This is a genomic window from Pseudomonas sp. PA27(2017) (genome assembly GCF_001945445.1).
Classification (GTDB): Bacteria; Pseudomonadota; Gammaproteobacteria; order Pseudomonadales; family Pseudomonadaceae; genus Aquipseudomonas.
In genome coordinates this window covers 1-1,170 of the sequence record NZ_MSXW01000055.1, presented here as the reverse complement: position 1 = coordinate 1,170, position 1,170 = coordinate 1, and the positions used below count along the sequence as shown (strand labels likewise).

2 tRNA genes and 2 rRNA genes are annotated in these 1,170 nt (G+C 48.8%); all 4 read left to right on the top strand.

The annotated features are described in order from the left end of the window. Nucleotides 1-74, top strand: a 16S ribosomal RNA gene (locus tag BVH06_RS20060); the annotation flags it as partial. Nucleotides 75-239: 165 nt separating this feature from the next. Then, nucleotides 240-316 (top strand) — tRNA-Ile (locus tag BVH06_RS20055). A 21-nt stretch (nucleotides 317-337) separates the two neighbouring features. Beyond that, nucleotides 338-413, top strand: a tRNA-Ala gene (locus BVH06_RS20050). Nucleotides 414-673: 260 nt separating this feature from the next. Continuing rightward, nucleotides 674-1,170, top strand: a 23S ribosomal RNA gene (locus tag BVH06_RS20045); the annotation flags it as partial.

Genomic DNA, 1,170 nt, shown 5'->3' with positions numbered 1-1,170 from the left:
CGGTGTGATTCATGACTGGGGTGAAGTCGTAACAAGGTAGCCGTAGGGGAACCTGCGGCTGGATCACCTCCTTAATCGAAGATCGCAGCTTATTCATAAGCTCCCACACGAATTGCTTGATTCATTGTAGAAGACGATGCTGTAACGCCTTATATAGGCTGATTGCTCGGTTGGTTAGAGCGCACCCCACGCTTTTAGATAGAGAGTAGGGTGAGGTCGGCTTGGGGCAGCCCTGTTATAGGTCTGTAGCTCAGTTGGTTAGAGCGCACCCCTGATAAGGGTGAGGTCGGCAGTTCAAATCTGCCCAGACCTACCAATTCAGGTGCAGATGATATACGGGGCCATAGCTCAGCTGGGAGAGCGCCTGCCTTGCACGCAGGAGGTCAGCGGTTCGATCCCGCTTGGCTCCACCACTATCTGGTTGCAGTCGTTAATGAGTAAGAGTTCAGAAATGAGCATTCTCTGCAGAAGCAGGGTGAATGTTGATTTCTGGTCTTTGACCAGTCGAAACATCGTTCTTTAAAAATTTGGGTATGTGATAGAAGTGACTGATTGATTACTTTCACTGGTAATTAATCTGGTCAAGGTAAAATTTGCGTTGTTCTCAAGTGCAAATTTTCGGCGAATGTCGTCTTCACGTTATAGACAGTAACCAGATTGCTTGGGGTTATATGGTCAAGTGAAGAAGCGCATACGGTGGATGCCTTGGCAGTCAGAGGCGATGAAAGACGTTGTAGCCTGCGATAAGCTTTGGGGAGTCGGCAAACAGACTGTGATCCAGAGATCTCTGAATGGGGGAACCCACCTAGCATAAGCTGGGTATCATGCACTGAATACATAGGTGCATGAGGCGAACCAGGGGAACTGAAACATCTAAGTACCCTGAGGAAAAGAAATCAACCGAGATTCCCTTAGTAGTGGCGAGCGAACGGGGACTAGCCCTTAAGTTGATTTGAGATTAGTGGAAGGCTCTGGAAAGTGCCGCCGTAGTGGGTGATAGCCCCGTACACGAAAATCTCTTATCAATGAAATCGAGTAGGACGGAGCACGAGAAACTTTGTCTGAATATGGGGGGACCATCCTCCAAGGCTAAATACTACTGACTGACCGATAGTGAACCAGTACCGTGAGGGAAAGGCGAAAAGAACCCCGGAGAGGGGAGTGAAATAG